14 protein-coding genes and 1 pseudogene are annotated in these 15,638 nt (G+C 62.8%); 9 read left to right on the forward strand and 6 right to left on the reverse strand.

The features are described from left to right. Positions 1-266: 266 nt before the first annotated feature. Complete coding sequence (locus tag ACWGS8_RS03365) at positions 267-1,877, reverse strand: ABC transporter substrate-binding protein (RefSeq protein ID WP_454579589.1); 1,611 nt, start codon at positions 1,875-1,877, stop codon at positions 267-269. Between the two features lie 370 nt (positions 1,878-2,247). Here ACWGS8_RS03365 and ACWGS8_RS03370 point away from each other — a divergent pair, with 370 nt between their 5' ends. Continuing rightward, positions 2,248-3,438, forward strand: coding sequence for a M24 family metallopeptidase (locus ACWGS8_RS03370; protein ID WP_454579590.1), 1,191 nt, complete (start codon positions 2,248-2,250; stop codon positions 3,436-3,438). Positions 3,439-3,609: 171 nt separating this feature from the next. Here ACWGS8_RS03370 and ACWGS8_RS03375 read toward each other — a convergent pair whose 3' ends face one another. From ACWGS8_RS03375 to ACWGS8_RS03385, 3 genes are read right to left on the reverse strand one after another with little or no spacing between them, the layout of a single operon-like run. After that, entirely contained in the window at positions 3,610-4,026 is a 417-nt protein-coding gene (locus ACWGS8_RS03375; protein ID WP_454579591.1) for a cupin domain-containing protein, read from the reverse strand. Between the two features lie 4 nt (positions 4,027-4,030). After that, positions 4,031-4,897 (reverse strand): phosphoenolpyruvate hydrolase family protein, encoded by an 867-nt coding sequence (locus ACWGS8_RS03380; protein WP_454579592.1) that lies wholly within the window; start codon positions 4,895-4,897, stop codon positions 4,031-4,033. An 11-nt stretch (positions 4,898-4,908) separates the two neighbouring features. Further along, positions 4,909-6,105 (reverse strand): Tm-1-like ATP-binding domain-containing protein, encoded by a 1,197-nt coding sequence (locus ACWGS8_RS03385; RefSeq protein ID WP_454579593.1) that lies wholly within the window; start codon positions 6,103-6,105, stop codon positions 4,909-4,911. A 52-nt stretch (positions 6,106-6,157) separates the two neighbouring features. Between ACWGS8_RS03385 and ACWGS8_RS03390 the strand changes: the two genes are divergently transcribed. From ACWGS8_RS03390 to ACWGS8_RS03420, 7 genes are all read left to right on the forward strand, one after another. Beyond that, positions 6,158-6,844 carry a TetR/AcrR family transcriptional regulator gene (locus ACWGS8_RS03390; RefSeq protein WP_454579594.1) on the forward strand — a complete coding sequence of 229 codons (687 nt, stop codon included), beginning with the start codon at positions 6,158-6,160 and terminating at the stop codon, positions 6,842-6,844. Between the two features lie 358 nt (positions 6,845-7,202). Further along, positions 7,203-8,519 (forward strand): extracellular solute-binding protein, encoded by a 1,317-nt coding sequence (locus ACWGS8_RS03395; protein WP_454579595.1) that lies wholly within the window; start codon positions 7,203-7,205, stop codon positions 8,517-8,519. 65 nt (positions 8,520-8,584) lie between these two features. Further along, positions 8,585-9,490, forward strand: coding sequence for a carbohydrate ABC transporter permease (locus ACWGS8_RS03400; protein WP_454579596.1), 906 nt, complete (start codon positions 8,585-8,587; stop codon positions 9,488-9,490). Between the two features lies 1 nt (position 9,491). Continuing rightward, entirely contained in the window at positions 9,492-10,448 is a 957-nt protein-coding gene (locus ACWGS8_RS03405; protein WP_454579597.1) for a carbohydrate ABC transporter permease, read from the forward strand. Continuing rightward, entirely contained in the window at positions 10,445-10,666 is a 222-nt protein-coding gene (locus tag ACWGS8_RS03410) for a hypothetical protein (RefSeq protein WP_454579598.1), read from the forward strand. The genes ACWGS8_RS03405 and ACWGS8_RS03410 overlap by 4 nt, the downstream gene beginning before the upstream one ends. Beyond that, positions 10,663-11,769, forward strand: coding sequence for an ABC transporter ATP-binding protein (locus ACWGS8_RS03415; protein ID WP_454579599.1), 1,107 nt, complete (start codon positions 10,663-10,665; stop codon positions 11,767-11,769). The genes ACWGS8_RS03410 and ACWGS8_RS03415 overlap by 4 nt, the downstream gene beginning before the upstream one ends. Beyond that, on the forward strand, positions 11,769-12,854 hold the full coding sequence (locus ACWGS8_RS03420) for an ABC transporter ATP-binding protein (protein ID WP_454579600.1): 1,086 nt from the start codon (positions 11,769-11,771) through the stop codon (positions 12,852-12,854). The genes ACWGS8_RS03415 and ACWGS8_RS03420 overlap by 1 nt, the downstream gene beginning before the upstream one ends. Positions 12,855-12,949: 95 nt before the next feature. Here the strand turns inward: ACWGS8_RS03420 and ACWGS8_RS03425 are convergent. Together ACWGS8_RS03425 and ACWGS8_RS03430 are read right to left on the reverse strand one after the other, a co-directional pair. Continuing rightward, positions 12,950-13,242 (reverse strand): annotated as a pseudogene (locus ACWGS8_RS03425) (cupin domain-containing protein); the annotation flags it as partial. 2 nt (positions 13,243-13,244) lie between these two features. Beyond that, entirely contained in the window at positions 13,245-14,231 is a 987-nt protein-coding gene (locus ACWGS8_RS03430) for an AraC family transcriptional regulator (RefSeq protein ID WP_454579601.1), read from the reverse strand. A gap of 183 nt (positions 14,232-14,414) precedes the next feature. On the opposite strand from ACWGS8_RS03430, the gene ACWGS8_RS03435 reads away from it, so the two are divergent. Further along, positions 14,415-15,629 (forward strand): MFS transporter, encoded by a 1,215-nt coding sequence (locus ACWGS8_RS03435; protein WP_454579602.1) that lies wholly within the window; start codon positions 14,415-14,417, stop codon positions 15,627-15,629. Positions 15,630-15,638: the final 9 nt, after the last annotated feature.

The following is a 15,638-nucleotide window of genomic DNA, read 5'->3' on the forward strand; positions in this document are numbered from 1 at the left end:
GCGAAGCCGCACTAGGGCTAAGCCACAAGCGCCGAGTTCTACGGCGCCCCCCTCTGTCCTGCCGGACATCTCCCCTACTTGGGGGGAGATTAGCCGTTTTCGCTGCCTTCGCCAATTTCCAACGCTGCAGGATTGAGCGAGGCGCAAGAACTGCCAATCTCCCCCCTTGTGGGGGAGATGTCCGGCAGGACAGAGGGGGGCGCGAAGGAACTCTCACTGTGGAAGCTGAGCACCCGACTACACGATGCGCAAGCCTTGAGACTACACTAGCCCGCCAGATACGTGTCCGCCCAGTTCGACACCGCCCAGCGCGGATTGTTGGCGATATTGCCGACCGTATCGCGCGCGACGCTGATGAAACTCCATTCGGCGACGTTGATCAGCGGCAGGTCGGCGGCCACCTCCTTTTGGAACTCCTTGTAGAGGTCGGTGCGGGCCTTCGTGTCGAGCGTCTCGGACGCCTTGGCGATCAGCGCGTCGAGAGCGTCGTTCTTGTAGCCGCCCTGGTTGGAGAACGGCACGCCGTCGGGAATGCCGCTCTGCACCAGGATGGTGGTCGAGATCGCCGGGTCGCCGCGGAACACCGGCGGACCGACGGCGAGGTCGAAGGCGTGGTCGGTGTAGACCGCCTTTATATGCGCGGCGGAGTCGTTGTTGACCAGCTGCGCGTCGATGCCGATGGCCGCGAGCGCCTGGCGCAGATAGTCGCCGAACTGCTTGGTCTCGTTGAAATAGGGCGCCGGCAAGAGTTTGAGCGAGAAGCGCTTGCCGTCACCGCCTTTCTTGTAGCCGGCCTCGTCGAGCAGCGCGTTGGCCTTGCCGACGTCGAAGGCATAGGTCGGCACATCGGCGGTGTAGAATTGCGGATCGTTCTTCGGCACAGGGCCGGTAGCGGTCGCGGCATAGCCGAGGAATACCGTCTTGACGACGAAGTCCTTGTCGATGGCGTGCGCGATCGCCTGGCGCACTTTCAAATCGGCCAGTTCCTTGCGGCGGTGGTTGATCTCGACGACGAGCTGGTAGGTCAGCCCCTCATAGCCCTTCGTGATCACCTTAAGGCCGGGTACCTTGGAGATGCGGTCGAGGTCGGCCAGCGGCACGGCGGAGAAGGCGGCGAGCTGGATCTCCTCGGCTTCAAGCGCGCTGGCTGCGGACGTGCGGTCGGGCAGCACCTGGTAGATGATCTCGTCGAGATAGGGTTCGTCCTTGCCCCAATAGTCGGTGTTCTTCGTCAGCCGGTAATACTGGCCGGCCTTGTACTCGCCGAACTTGAACGGGCCGGTGCCGATCGGCGCGGTGTTGGCCGGGTTGTCCTCGATCTTGCCGACCTCGTAGACGTGCTTCGGCACGACGCTGCTCAGCGCCGGCAGGGCGTTGCGGATCAGCTGGAACGGCGTCGGCTTGGCGAATTTGAACACCGCGGTGAGATCGTCGGGCGTGTCGACGCTGGCCAGATCCTTGAACACGGTGCGGCCGAGATTCTGCAGCGGTTTCCAGATCTGCAGCGCCGAGAAGGCGACGTCCGCCGAGGTGAACGGCTTGCCGTCATGCCATTTGACGCCGTCGCGCAGCTTGAACGTCGCCGACAACCCGTCGGCGGCACCTTCCCAGCTCAGCGCCAGGCGTGGTGCGAGCCCGTCCTTGCCGTCGAAGGAGGCTTCGGCCAGCGTCTCGACGATCTTGCTGGAGATGAAGAAGACGCCGTTGGAGGCGACGATTGCCGGGTTGAGGTTGCGCGGCTCGGAATCGGCGGCGAGCACCAGCCGGCCGCCCTTCTTCGGCGTCTGCGCCCAGCCCAAGGTCGGCATGGCCGTGGAGACCAGCAGCATCGCCGAGCCGGCAAGCATCTTGCGTCTGGAAATCGTGTAACCTGACATGATCGAACTCCGTCCTCTGCGCGACCCGATCGGCGCGACAACACCCCTCGGATGCCGGCATCGGCATCCTTGCGGCGGCGATTATGGGCCTTGTCATGGGTTTCGCCAGAGACGGAATTGGCGCATCCTGGCTTGGCTTTGAAATTTTCGTCCGCTGGACCAGTTCAAGAGAGCGGGTTCAATTCCATCTATCTGGTAGGACCAGATTTGACGGATATGCGACAGAAGACGCGTTGGTGACCCGCTAAGCCGCGCCATTGGCACATTTCTGGCTAGACCAGAGCGGGAAAAATGGTGCAGATTTGATCCATAGCCAAGGGATTGGGAGCGCAAACAGCATCGATCCCAGGCAAATTCAGGGAGAGAGAAGATGAACATCGCGCCGGGCAAGAATGCCGTCAGCAATATCCCGTTCGACCAGGCAAGGGTCGACCGGCTGATGGAGGAGGCCGGCATCGATGTGCTGCTCGCGACCTCCAAGCATAACACGCAGTATCTGCTGGGCGGCTACAAGTTCATCTTCTTCGCCGCCATGGACGCGATTGGCCACAGCCGCTACCTGCCCATCGTCGTGTACGAAAAAGGTGGACCGGATCACGCGGCCTATATCGGCAACCGCATGGAAGGCGGCGAGCATCAGAACAACCCGTTCTGGACGCCGACTCTGCATGCCGCCTGCTGGGGCACGCTCGATGCCGCCAACCTTGCCGTCGAACATCTGCAAAAGATCGGCAAGGCGGGTGCGCGCATCGGCATCGAGCCGGGCTTCCTGCCGTCGGACGCCTACACGCTGATCCGCAAGGCGTTGCCGGACGCCAGGCTGATCGACGCGACCGACATGCTGGAGCGCATGCGCGCCATCAAGACCGACGCCGAGCTGGAGAAGCTGCGCACCGCCTCCGAGCTGATCACCGATTCCATGCTGGCAACCATTGCCTGGGCGCGCGAAGGAACGACCAAGGCCGAGATGATCGAGCAACTGCGGCGCGAGGAGACCAATCGTGGCGCGCATTTCGAATATTGTCTGCTGACGCTGGGCTCCAGCCACAACCGCGCCGCCTCGCCGCAGGCGTGGCAGAAGGGTGAGGTGCTGTCGATCGATTCCGGCGGCAACTATCACGGCTATATCGGCGACCTCTGCCGCATGGGCATTCTGGGCGAGCCAGATGCCGAACTCGAGGACCTGCTGGCCGAGGTCGAGACGGTGCAGCAGGCAGCGTTCTCCAAGGTGAAAGCCGGCACGCTGGGCGGCGACATGATTTCGTACGCCGAGGGTGCGCTAAAGACTTCGAAGGTTGCGTCCTATACGGATTTCTTCGCGCACGGCATGGGCTTGATTACGCATGAGGCGCCTTTCCTGATGACCAACCACCCGGTGGCCTATGAAGGCACCTATGCGGCAAAGCCATTGGAAAAGAACATGGTGCTGTCGGTCGAGACGACCATGCTTCATCCGACGCGCGGCTTCATCAAGCTGGAGGACACGCTTGCAGTGACCGACACCGGCTATGTGATGTTTGGCGATCGCGGCCGCGGATGGAACAGGGGCGGGGTGGCTTAGCGCGAACGGCGCTCCCCCTCACCCGGATTGCCAACCGAATTGCAAGCGCAATTCGGGGCAATCCGACCTCTCCCCGAGGGGAGAGGAGGTGCCAGCGCTGGCGCTCTCTTCTTCTCCCCCACGGGAGAAGGTGGACGAGGGGCCTCCCCAACCGAAGGGACGGGAGGAAGATCACTGCCCCGCCGGCAGCAGCCTGAAATCCGGCAGATCCCGTAACGCCAGTTCCGGGCCGGCGGGCGAGTAGACGACGAAGAGCTGCATCGGCCCGTCGCCCGTATTCAGCGTCGAATGGAAGCGGCTCTCCGGCACATAGATGGTGCAGCCGGGGCCGACCTTCGCGACCACCGGATTGCCCTTCTCGTCCTCGACCATCTGCTCGCCATGGCCGGAGATGACGAAGATGATTTCCTCGGCGCCCGGATGGTTGTGGCGGGTGTGGCCCTGGCCTGAAGGCAGGTCGACGACACCGCCGGAAAAGCGGGTGGCGCCGTTAACTTCCGGAGCGACCGTCAGAGCCAGTCGGCCCCAATCGAAGCCGAAGGCGCTGACGTCCTTCGGATAGACGAACACCTTGCTCTTGTCGGTCATGGTCTTATCCCTTCTTTTTCTTCGGCCTGGTCTTCTCACCATCGAGCGGCACCGCCTTGAAATCGGCCGTCTGCCTGGCGATCGCCGCTTCCGCCGGCAGCCGCTCCATCGAGCTCGCGCCATAGAAGCCATGCAGGCCCTTGGCGCGAGACAGAATGTAACGGGCATCGTCCGGCATCGAGATCGGGCCGCCATGGCAGAGCAGGACGACGTCCTTGCGCACCGAGCGTGCGGCATCAGCGATGGCGTCGATCGCAACGACGCAATCGTCGAGCGACTTGGCCGAGGTGGCGCCGATCGAGCCGCCTGTCGTCACGCCCATATGGGCAACGACGATGTCGGCGCCGGCTTTGGTCATGGCGCGCGCCTCGTCGGGGTTGAAGACATAGGGCGTGGTCAAGAGGTCGAGCTTGTTCGCCTCGGCGATCATGTCGACCTCGAGCCCGAAGCCCATGCCGGTTTCCTCGAAACTCTGGCGCATGAAGCCGTCGAACAGGCCTATGGTCGGAAAATTCTGCACGCCGGAAAAGCCCATCGTCTTCAGTTCGGAAAGCAGCAGTGGCATGATGACGAACGGATCCGTGCCGTTGACGCCGGCCAGCACCGGCGTGTGCCTGACCACCGGCAGCACCTCATAGGCCATTTCCTTGACGATCTCGTTGGCATTGCCATAGGCGAGCAGGCCGGCGGCCGAACCGCGCCCGGCCATGCGGTAGCGACCGGAATTGTAGATGATTATCAGGTCGATGCCGCCGGCCTCCTCGGCCTTGGCCGACAGACCGGTACCGGCACCACCGCCGACGATCGGCACGCCCTTGTCGATCATTCCCCGGAATTTCTTCAATATGTCCTTGCGCGGTATGGCGGGCATATATTTGGACCTCAGTGTCTGGCGATGTCGAGAAAAGCCGCGACCGCGACCTTGGCGAATTCGGGGTCGTTGATATGCAGGGGCAAGCGCGTGACGCGACGATTGGCATTCGGCTTGATCGTGCGCTCGATGGCTTCGAAAAGGACGGCGTCGGCCTCTCGATCGAAGAAGGCGCCGCCCTCGATGTCGAGCGCCGAGACGCCTTTCTCCGGGATCAGGAAGTGCACCGGCCCCTCGCAGAGGGCGAGCCTGGTGCCGATCCACTCGCCGATCGCGCGGCATTCGTCTGCGCTTGTGCGCAGCAGCGTGACGTTGGGATTGTGCTCGTAAAACAGCCGTCCGCGATAGCGTTCCGGAATGGTCGAAGGCGCCCAGAAATTGACCATGTCAAGCGCGCCGACCGAGCCGATATAGGGCAGGCCGGTGCGGGCGATCGCGCCGAAGCGATCCTGCGTTGCCGGCAGCACGCCGCCGAACAACAGGTCGCAGACCTCTGTCGTGGTGATGTCGACGACGCCGGACAGCAGGCCGCTGTCGGCCAGCTTTTCCATGCTGCGGCCGCCGGTGCCGGTGGCGTGGAAGACCATGCAGTCATACGCGGTGCGAAGCTGGTCGGCGATTGCCGTCACGCAGGGTGTGGTGACACCGAACATGGTCAATCCGATGGACGGCTTGCCGTCGGGCGGCGGCGCCGGCCTTGCCGCCATGCCCGCTATCGCCTGGGCGGCATTGTGCAGGACGACGCGGGAGAGCCGGTTCAGTCCGGCCATGTCGGTCACCGATGGCATCATGATGATGTCGGAGACATCGACATAGGGAGCCGTGTCACCGGAGGCGAGCGTCGAGACCATGATTTTCGGCAGGCCGAGCGGCAATGCGCGCATCCCCGCCGTGATGATCGACGTGCCGCCGCCGCCGCCAATGCCGATCATGGCGGCGATGTCGTTTCGCGACTGAACGAAGCGGGTGAAAGCGACGCCCATGGCGGCCACCGCGGCGCCACGGTCATCGCCGCGGAGCACCGCTGTGTGGCCGCGCGGATGGTGGCCGGCGATTTCCTTCGCGGCAATATCGACCGGGATCGTTGCGTCGCGCGTTCCGACATCGACGCGGCAAACATTGGCGCCCGTGGCGGCAATCGCATCGGCCAGGAAAGCGAGCTCCTCACCCTTGGTGTCCGCAGTGCCCACCACATAGATGCGCTTCATTGGCGCCTTCCAAGGTCATTGCAAATTTTTGAGACGCGCGTATCATATTGACATGGATGTCTCACGTCAACGATCCACTGCAAGCGGTCACACCGACCGGGGAAGCGGCCAGGCCGCCGAACGTGGACCCAGGGCGCGCACGAAACGGCTGATGCTGGAGACGGCGACTCGGCTGATGCAGGCGGGCGTCACGCCATCGGTCAGCGAGGTGGCGGAAGCGGCGGAAGTTTCCCGCGCCACCGCCTATCGCTATTTCCCCAGCCAGGCGGCACTGGTGCAGGCTGTCGTAGACGAGGGTCTTGGTCCGATCCTGACCTGGCAATCGACCTCGGCGGACGCCGAACGCCGGGTGGCGGAACTGTTCGACACGGCCATGCCGCGCATCGAGGCTTTTGAGGCAACGTTCAAGGCGGCGCTGAAACTCTCGCTCGATCAATGGGCGCAACGCCAGGCCGGCACGCTGGGCGGTGAGCCGGCCTTTAGGCGCGGTCATCGCGTCGATTTGCTGCAGCAGGCGATCGCGCCGCTCAAGGGCCATTTGCCGCCGCGCGACTTCAAGCGCCTGGTGCAGGCGCTGTCGTTGATCTTCGGCGTCGAGGTGCTGATCGTGCTCAAGGATATATGGGGCCTGGACAGCCGCGGGACGCGGTCTGTCGCGCAATGGGCGGCAGGCGCCCTGGTGCGCGCGGCGGTGGCGGAATCGGCGGTCGGTGGAGAGATGACGCCAAGTGCAGGATGACATTATCTGGTTCGACCAGATAGTTGAGTCAGATGCTGATCTTAATGGCGATGCGGAGCCGGAAACAAGGTCACTTCATATCAAGGAGTAGGAAAAACAAGGGAAAACAGACAGATGCTGCGCCGGGCGGCTTGTCGTGCCACCCTTGATCGCTCAAGAAAGAACTTGACGTCTATCTAGAATTGGTAATACCAGATTACGAGCGATAAAGCGGATCGAAAGTGAGGGCTGCGATCCATTTTCCGGCAGGGCGAGGAGGCCCTAAACCGGGAAATTGCCGTCATCGGAGGAGCTACCAGGGCCGACCAAGCTGCCGGCTCGCATGACAAGGGTAGAATGCGCACCAGGGAGGAACATTATGCGCAAGATAATGACCAGCGTGCTTGCTGGTATCGGCCTGACGCTTGCCTACGGAACATCCGTCCACGCGCAGGACAAGGAACTCACCATTTTCTGGGCGGAATGGGATCCTGCTAACTATCTGCAGGAACTCGTCAACGACTACACGGCCGAGACCGGTGTGAAGGTCACGGTGCAGACCACGCCATGGCCCGATTTCCAGACCAAGGCCTTCACCGAGTTCAACGCGCATGGCGACGCTTACGATCTGGTCGTCGGTGACTCACAATGGCTGGGCGCCGGTTCGACGCAGGGCCATTATGTCGACCTGACCGACTTCTTCAACCAGCACAAGCTCACCGACGTGATGGCGCCCGCGACCATCAAGTATTACGCCGAATACCCTGGCGGTTCCGGCAAATACTGGGCGATTCCGCTGGAAGGGGATGCGATCGGCTGGTCCTATCGTAAGGACTGGTTCGAGGACCCGAAGGAGAAGGAAGCGTTCAAGGCGAAGTACGGTTACGACCTCGATGTGCCGAAAACCTATGCGCAGTTGCGCGACATCGCCGAGTTCTTCTATCGTCCGGACCAGAAGCGATACGGCGTCGCCATCTACACCGACAATTCCTATGACGCGATGGCGATGGGCGTCGAAAGCGCCATCTTCAGCTACGGCGGCGATCTCGGCGACTATGCAAGTTACAAGGTCGACGGCATCACCAATTCGAAACAGGCCGCCGCCGGCCTCGAAATGTACAAGGATCTCTACAAGTTCACGCCTCCCGGCTGGGGAAAGACCTTCTTCGTGGAGGACAACCAGGCAATCACCGGCGGCCTCGCCGCGATGAGCATGAACTTCTTCGCCTTCTTCCCGCCGTTGGTGAACAAGGCCACCAACCCCTACGCCGATGTGACGGGCTTCTTCGCCAACCCGGCCGGCCCGGACGGAAAGCGCTTCGCCGCTCTCGGCGGCCAGGGCGTTTCGGTCGTCTCGTATTCGAAGAACAAGGACGAGGCGATGAAGTTCCTCGAGTGGTTCATCAAGGACGAGACCCAGAAGAAGTGGGCACAACTCGGCGGCTACACCTGCAGCCAGGCCGTGCTGAAGTCGGATGCCTTTCAGAAGGCCACGCCTTACAACAAGGCGTTCTACGACACGATGTTCATGGTCAAGGACTTCTGGGCGACGCCTGAATACGCCGAAGTGCTCGATCAGCTGAACCAGAACATCTATCCGTTCGTGGTCGGCGGAAAGGGTACCGCCCAGGAAGCGCTCGACAAAACCGCCGCCGACTGGAAGGCGACGTTCACCAAGTACAATCGTTACAAGTAAGCATCACAGCCAGAATGCCGGAGGAGGATTTCCCTCCGGCATTTCTGTTTTCAGGGAGACACTCGTTGGCTTCGGTTGCCCTCACCCATCTCGATCCTGCTTCCAGGGCCGCCGCGCGCGGCTGGTCGGATCTGACCATCCGCAACATGTTCATCATCCCAACGCTGGCGTTCCTGATCGTTTTCAACATCTTTCCGTTGATCTATTCGCTGGGCTATTCATTCACGAACTTTGCAGCAAACCGGAGCGAACCCTGGCAGTTCGTCGGGTTGCAGAACTACCGCGAGTTGCTCAGCGACGATCATATCTGGTCGAATTTCGTCATCACGGCGAAATACGTCATCGTCTCCGTGGCCGGCCAGATGATCGTCGGCTTCGGCCTCGCCCTTCTGCTCAACCGCAGCTTTCCGATGAAGGGCTTGATCACCACGCTCTTGCTGTTGCCGATGATGATGTCGGCGGCCGTTGTCGGCCTGTTCTGGCAGCTGCTCTACAGTCCGTCCTGGGGTCCGATCAACTATGTCTTCGGCCTTGGCGACTTTGCATGGCTGTCCAATCCCGACAGCGCTCTTTACGCCGTCGCGATCACCGACATCTGGATGTGGTCGCCGTTCGTCATGCTGCTCTCGCTTGCTGGCCTCTCTGCCGTGCCGCCGCATCTCTACGAGGCCGCCGCGATCGACCGCGCCGGTTGGTGGTACACCTTCACCCGCATCACCTTGCCGCTGGTCTCGCCAATCCTTTTGATCGCGCTGATCTTCCGCACCATGGAAGCCTTCAAGACCTTCGACATCGCCTACACGATGACGACCCAGCCGACCGCCGAACTCATTGCGATCCGGCTCTACAAGCAGGCCTTCCAGCAGTGGGACACCGGCAAGTCCTGCGCACTGGCCTATATCGTGCTGATCATGGTGCTGGCCATCACCAACCTTTACGTCAAGTACCTCAACAAGGTGAAGGAGCGTTGAGATGGCGGCAGTTCGTACAGGCAGCGAAATCGCGCTCAACCGTGTCGCCATCGTCTCGGTGCTGATCGCGACGCTGATCTTCCTGGCGCCGATCTACTGGATCGCCTCGACGGCGTTCAAGCCGAAGGAACTGGCAATCACCGTGCCGCCCACCGTGCTGTTCCAGCCGGAGGTCACGCCGTTCATCCGTCTGTTCACCAAGCGTGTGCAGATGCAGAAGGCCGTCGACCCGCAAGTCTACGAAGCCGCGCCTTGGTGGGAGAAGCGCATCTATGATGGCGGCGAGCGGGTGCTGAAGGTCGGCAAGGACGTGCAGCTTTCGCAGTATCCCAACCGGTTTATGAACAGCCTGATCGTGGCGATCATCAGCACGGTACTCGCCGTCGGTATGGGGACCTTCACCGCCTACGGCTTCTCGCGTTTCAAGATCGCCGGTGAGGCGGACCTGCTGTTCTTCATCCTATCGACACGCATGCTGCCGCCGGTGGTTGTGGCGATCCCGATGTTCCTGATGTACCGGCTGGTCGGCCTCAACGATTCGCATATCGGGCTGATCATTCTCTACGTCGCCTTCAACCTGTCCTTCTCGGTCTGGCTGATGAAGGGCTTCATGGACGAGATCCCGAAGGAATATGAGGAGGCGGCGCTGGTCGACGGCTACACGCGGATGCAGGCCTTCTTCAAGATCGTGCTGCCGGAGGCTGCCACCGGCATCGCCGCCACCGCCGTCTTCTGCTTCATCACCGCCTGGAACGAGTATGCCTTCGCGCTGATCATGACCAACCGGCGTGCGCAAACCGCGCCGCCCTTCATCCCCAGCCAGATCGGTTCCGGTCTACCGGACTGGACCACGATCGCGGCGGGCACCTTCCTGTTCCTGTTACCGGTCGCCATCTTCACCTTCCTGCTGCGCAACCATCTGCTTCGCGGCGTGACCTTCGGAGCGATCCGCAAATGAGTTTTCGCGTGGTCAATGAGAAGTATCTTTTGCCGGCTTCACAGGTACTCATGGTGCTGGGCATCGTCGCGCTCTGCCAACCATGGAGCCTTGGCCTGCATTCCTATGGCGTGACGATCGTCCTGATCGGGCTGATCGGCTTCAACATCACCTCCAAAATTGCGCCGGAGCGCGCGGAGGAAACCGGCGCCACGGTGCATGGGGGGAGCCAGCAGTGACGCAGATCGAACTTCGCGGGATCGAGAAATTCTTCGGCGCCGTTCAGGTCATCCACAATCTGAACCTTGCTATCGCCGACAACGAGTTCATCGTGCTGCTCGGCCAGTCCGGCTGCGGCAAGACGACGACGCTGCGCGCGATTGCGGGGCTCGAGACGATCGACCAGGGCGACATCCTGATCGATGGCAAGCCGGTGCAGCACCTCAAGGCCGCCGACCGCGACATCGCAATGGTGTTCCAGTCGTTCTCGCTCTACCCACACATGACGGTGTTCGAGAACATCGCCTTTCCGTTGCGCGCAACGCGCATGGGCAGCGACGAGGTCGATAAGTCGGTTCGCGAGGTAGCCCGGGTCCTGCGCATCACCGACCTGCTCGGCAAGAAGCCGTCGGCGCTCTCCGGCGGCGACATGCAGCGCGTCGCGATCGGCCGCGCGCTGGTGCGGCGTCCGAAGGCGATGCTGATGGATGAGCCGATCGGTGCGCTCGACGCCAAGCTGCGCGAGGAGATGCGGGCCGAGATCAAGCGGCTGCACATCAAGCAGGGATCGACCACGATCTACGTCACCCACGATCAGATCGAGGCAATGAGTCTCGCCGACCGCATCGTCATCATGCATGAGGGCTTCATCCAGCAGGTCGGCACGCCGGACGAGGTCTATTCGCACCCCGCCAATCTGTTCGTGGCCCAATTCGTCGGCAGTCCGGTGATGAACGTCGCCGACGCGAGCGTTGCCGAAGCGGCCAGCGCCGCCACTGTCACGATCGGCGATGCGCCTGCGGGTTTCGAGTTCCCGCGTGAGCTCTTGTCCAAGCTCAACGGCCACGCCGCCAATGGCGGGCTGACGCTGGGTGTCCGGCCCGAGGGCGTGCTCGTCCGGCGCGATGCCGCGCCCGGCTACATGCCGGTTGAGGCGCATATCATCGAGCCGCTCGGCTCCTTCGACGTTGTCGACCTCAAGGTCGGCTCCAAGATGCTGCGCGCCCGCACCAAGGCCGGCTATGTCGCCGGTCCCGGCGAGGGGGTCCATGTCCGCATCGATCCAGAGCAGGCACATTTCTTCGATACGGCAAGCGGCAAGTCATTGGGGGTGAGGCTGTAATGGCCCATATCGAACTGAAGAACATCACCAAGAAGTTCGGTGGCCACACCGCGCTGACAAGCCTCAACCTCGACATCGCCGATGGCGAGTTCTTCGTGCTGCTGGGCGAGACGGGTGCCGGCAAGACGACGACGCTGCGGCTGATCGCAGGCCTCGAGAAACCCAGCGAAGGCCAGGTCCTCATCGACGGCGTCGACGTTGCCGATTGGAGCGCGGCCGAGCGCGACGTGGCGTTGGTGCTGCAGCAATACTCGCTCTATCCGCGCTACACGGTGCGCGAGAATCTCGAGTTTCCGCTCAAGCCGAAGATCCGCAGGCTGCCCGACGCCGAGATCAAGGACCGCGTCGACCGTGCGGCCCGTACGCTGCGGATCGAGCATCTGCTCGACCGCAAGACGGACCGACTGTCTGGCGGCGAAATGCAGCGCGTCTCGATCGGCCGCGCCATCGTGCGCAAGCCGCGCGTATTCCTGATGGACGAGCCGCTGTCGGCGCTCGACGCCAAGCTGCGCGAGGCGCTGCGCACGGAACTGAAGAACCTGCAGATTCAGCTCGGCGCGACCTTCCTGTTCGTTACCCACGACCAGATCGAGGCGATGTCGATGGGCGACAAGGTCGGCGTCTTGAACCACGGTCGCATCGTCCAGACCGGCACGCCGCACGAGATCTACAACAATCCGCGCGACACCTATGTGGCGAGTTTCGTCGGCTCGCCGCCGATGAACCTCATAGACGGCAAGCTGCTGAACGGCCGCGCGGTGATGGCGCCGTTGAATTTCGAACTGCCTTTTTCAGGGGGAGCCAAGGCGAGTGGAGCGTCCGACGGTCGGCCGCTCGTCTTCGGCATCCGTCCGGAAGACGTCTATCTCGAGAGCGGCGCGCCGGTCGAAGCGCGCGTCCATGATGTCGAGAACCATGGCGTCGAAAAAATCCTGACGCTGCGTGTCGGCGACACGACGCTGCGCGCCACGGTGCCGGCAAGGACCGATGTCGCTATCGAGCAGCCCGTGCGCTTTGCCTGGAACCCGGACAAGGTGGTGCTGTTCGACAAGGGCAGCGGTGTCAGCTTGCGGCACGCCGGATAGAGCGCCCGGTTACTTCGCCAAGTAGGTCTCTTAGGGCGTGTCGTTGATCAGCAAGATCACGCACTCCGTGTCGGACAGGCAGGCATCGTCATGCATCCACGCGGCAACAGAAGCGCATCGCCGGCTTTCAGCTCCAACCATTGCCGGGACGGCGAAAACAGCCAGCATCGGTGCCGGCCGATGAAGTGGAACCGCGCCGCCTCCTGGACTGGAAAGAGCACGGCCCAAGGCTCGCCAAGTTCGCAGCGGCCATAATCGACGCCATCAAGCCGCAATCCTCGCAGCATGTCGGTCAGCGGACCGCCTGAAGCCGGCGAGACACCCTCGGATGATGTGAAATCCATGCCCGGGTTCTAGCGTGGAATCGCCAGTCCGTCACGACCGAGATGGCTACCCGGCCCGGCGGATGTCGGCCTGCTCCTCGGCGCGCAGATGGCTGGGCGCCGAACCGATGACGCGCTTGAAGGCACGGCTGAAGGCGGCGTCCGATTCATAGCCGAGGCGTGCGGCGACGACCGAGATCTTCATGCGGTCGCGGACCAGCCATTGCCGAGCCTGATGCATCCTGACCTGGGTGACATATCTTGCCGGCGTTTCGCCGACGATCGTGGCGAAACGCTCGGCAAAGCCCGAGCGCGAGGCGCCCATCATCCGGGCCAGTGACTCGACCGTCCACTCATGGTCGGGTTCGAGATGGATGGCGGCCAATACGCGGCCGATGTCGCGGTCCCGGACCGCGGCGATCCATCCGGAGGAATCTCCGCAGCCGCGTTCGACCCATGAGCGGATGACGGTGGCGGCAAGAACATCGGCCAGCCGCGCCAGAATGCCGCCGGAGCCGACGCGCTCCATCGTAACTTCGCGCGCCATGGATTCCAGCAGATGCGGAATGCCCGGCTCATAGGCTTCCAGCTCATGCGAGCGCATCACGTCCGGCATCATGCCGAGCAGCGGATGCAAGCCGTCGAGGTTAAAGTACATCGCAGCGCAAAACAGCAGCGTTCCCGGCTGACAATGCTTGTCGCACATCGCCGCGTTCGACGTGCAATAGACATCCTTGCAGACTTCCTCGAGCTCGTAGCCATGGATCGGCCAGGCCTTCGCACCGGGTTCGCTGGCCAGCACATGGGCCTCTCCGCGCGGCAGCAGCACCGCATCGCCGGCATTGAGTTCAACCCATTCGCCGGACGGCTGCTTCAGCCAGCAGCCCTTGCGGCCGATGAAGTGAAACCGTGCCCCTGGTTGAGCCGGAAACTGGATGCCCCAGGGCTCTTTCATCTCGCAGCGGCCATACTCGACACCATCGAGGCGCAGGCCGCGCAATATGTCCGTCAGCGGGTCGCCGGTGATTGGAATTTTGGACGAATGGTCAAGCATAATGGTGTTTCTAGCATGGAAACTCCAGGGCGTCACTCCCTATGTTGCACTGCAGCCAAATGTTGCGCCGCAAACAAATCGCAGACCGGCCCCACAGCCAAGTCGTGACGCAAGGCATGGAACGGGTGCAATCCCAGGACGGTCATTCCCCATGTGGCGCTGCAAACAGATCGGAGACTGACCATGGCCGAACCCTCAACTGATGTCATCGACGCCGCACTTCTGAACCCCGCAGACACCGATGAACGAACCGAGCCGGCCTGGGGCGCCGTGGTTTCGCTGGCACTTGGCGTTTTCGGTCTCGTCACCGCCGAATTCCTGCCCGCCAGCCTGCTGACGCCGATGGCGCACGACCTCGGCGTTACCGAGGGTGTCGCGGGTCAGGCGGTGACCGCAACCGCCATCATCGGCGCCATTGCCGCACCCACCATGGCGATCATCACAAGGCGCATGGACCGCAGGCTGGTGATGTGGATGCTGACCTCGTTCCTCATCCTGTCCAATCTTCTCGCCACTTTTGCCGCGTCGCTGCCCATGCTTCTGTTGGCCCGTGTCGCGCTCGGCGTGGCGCTGGGCGGCTTCTGGGCAATGTCGGCGGCCATGGCGCTGCGGCTGGTGCCGATGCGGCTGATGCCACGCGCCATGTCGATCATCCTGACCGGCGTTTCGCTGGCCACGGTCACCGCCGCCCCTGTCGGCGCCTATGTCGGCGACATCTGGGGCTGGCGCACGGCGTTCATGATCGCGACCATCGTCGGTGCGCTGGCGCTGCTGGTGCAACTGGCCACCATTCCGAAGCTGCCGCCGGTGGGTGTCGCGAGTTTCCGCACCTTGCTCGACGTGCTGGAGCGGCCGTCGATTCGCGTGGCCTTGCTGGTCGTGCTGCTGGTTGCGTCGGGGCACTTTGCTGGCTTCACCTATGTGCGCCCCTTCCTCGAAAAAGTGCCGGTGCTCCCCATCGAGACGATCTCATTGGTGCTTCTGGCCTATGGCATTGGCGGTTTCTTCGGCAATATCGCTGGCGGCTTCCTGGCCGAACGCAACCTCAAGATAGCTGTGGCGCTGGCACCCCTGCTGATCGCCCTGGCGGCCGCCTCCATGCTGATCTTCGGCGCCTCGCCGACGATCGCGGCGGCTGCAGTCGCCGCCTGGGGCTTTGCCTTCGGCGCGGTGCCGGTCGGGCTGCAGAGCTGGCTGGTGCGGGCGGCGCCCGACCAGGCTGAAAGCGCCGGCGGCTTGATGGTGGCGACCTTCCAGGTGGCGATTGCGCTGGGCGCCGTCTTCGGCGGCCTGCTGGTCGATCATGCCGGCGTGGCCAGCGCCTTCGCCTATTGCGGCATCGCAACGCTGCTGGCGGCCATCGTGGTGTTCATGCGCGGCCCGAAGCAGGCCGAATAGGCTCATCTC

It is taken from the genome of Mesorhizobium sp. 43Arga (assembly GCF_053714255.1).

Bases quoted from the DNA above. Each gene is read 5' to 3' on its own strand.
- ACWGS8_RS03370 (WP_454579590.1), top strand. From the start codon at position 2,248: ATGAACATCGCGCCGGGCAAGAATGCCGTCAGCAATATCCCGTTCGAC.
- ACWGS8_RS03390 (WP_454579594.1), top strand. From the start codon at position 6,158: ATGGATGTCTCACGTCAACGATCCACTGCAAGCGGTCACACCGACCGG.
- ACWGS8_RS03385 (WP_454579593.1), bottom strand. From the start codon at position 6,105: ATGAAGCGCATCTATGTGGTGGGCACTGCGGACACCAAGGGTGAGGAG.
- ACWGS8_RS03435 (WP_454579602.1), top strand. From the start codon at position 14,415: ATGGCCGAACCCTCAACTGATGTCATCGACGCCGCACTTCTGAACCCC.
- ACWGS8_RS03420 (WP_454579600.1), top strand. From the start codon at position 11,769: ATGGCCCATATCGAACTGAAGAACATCACCAAGAAGTTCGGTGGCCAC.
- ACWGS8_RS03410 (WP_454579598.1), top strand. From the start codon at position 10,445: ATGAGTTTTCGCGTGGTCAATGAGAAGTATCTTTTGCCGGCTTCACAG.
- ACWGS8_RS03365 (WP_454579589.1), bottom strand. From the start codon at position 1,877: ATGTCAGGTTACACGATTTCCAGACGCAAGATGCTTGCCGGCTCGGCG.
- ACWGS8_RS03405 (WP_454579597.1), top strand. From the start codon at position 9,492: ATGGCGGCAGTTCGTACAGGCAGCGAAATCGCGCTCAACCGTGTCGCC.
- ACWGS8_RS03430 (WP_454579601.1), bottom strand. From the start codon at position 14,231: ATGCTTGACCATTCGTCCAAAATTCCAATCACCGGCGACCCGCTGACG.
- ACWGS8_RS03380 (WP_454579592.1), bottom strand. From the start codon at position 4,897: ATGCCCGCCATACCGCGCAAGGACATATTGAAGAAATTCCGGGGAATG.
- ACWGS8_RS03395 (WP_454579595.1), top strand. From the start codon at position 7,203: ATGCGCAAGATAATGACCAGCGTGCTTGCTGGTATCGGCCTGACGCTT.
- ACWGS8_RS03375 (WP_454579591.1), bottom strand. From the start codon at position 4,026: ATGACCGACAAGAGCAAGGTGTTCGTCTATCCGAAGGACGTCAGCGCC.